This is a genomic window from Streptomyces colwelliae (assembly GCF_048158785.1).
Lineage (GTDB): Bacteria > Actinomycetota > Actinomycetes > Streptomycetales > Streptomycetaceae > Streptomyces.
Map to the genome: position 1 here is coordinate 1 of NZ_JBLTJC010001083.1, position 383 is coordinate 383.

General features: G+C 65.3%; 1 protein-coding gene. It reads right to left on the reverse strand.

The genetic code is table 11. The features are described from left to right. Positions 1-383, reverse strand: a 383-nt coding sequence (locus ACNFOC_RS55920) for a hypothetical protein (RefSeq protein WP_416966514.1), incomplete at both ends; no start/stop codon positions are given.

Consider the following 383-nt stretch of genomic DNA (forward strand, 5'->3'; position numbering starts at 1 on the left):
AACCGAGAGTTCGGCGGCCTTGACCAGGCCCTTGGGATAGCGCTTGTGCCGGTCGAGATGCGCGACCAGGTCCTTTTCCCAGCCCTGGCGAATGCGGACCGAGCGATCGCTCTTCTTTTCGGCGTCCGAGGTCGGCATCGCCGTCGCTTCGGCAGCGGGCGAAGCCACAGAGGCGGTCGTGGGAACAACCGATTCCTTTGTCTCCTCCTCGACCGGCTTCTTGGTCTCGTTCATCGTCACGGCCCGGTCGGCGTCCGCGACCTCCATCGGGACGTCCTTGGGAAGGCTGCTCTCCTTGAGCTCGGCCTTCTGCTCGGTCAGTTCGGGCGAGGCCACCGACTCGTTCGAGTCGGGTCCCGGCGGCAATTCGCTGGGTTCGCCAT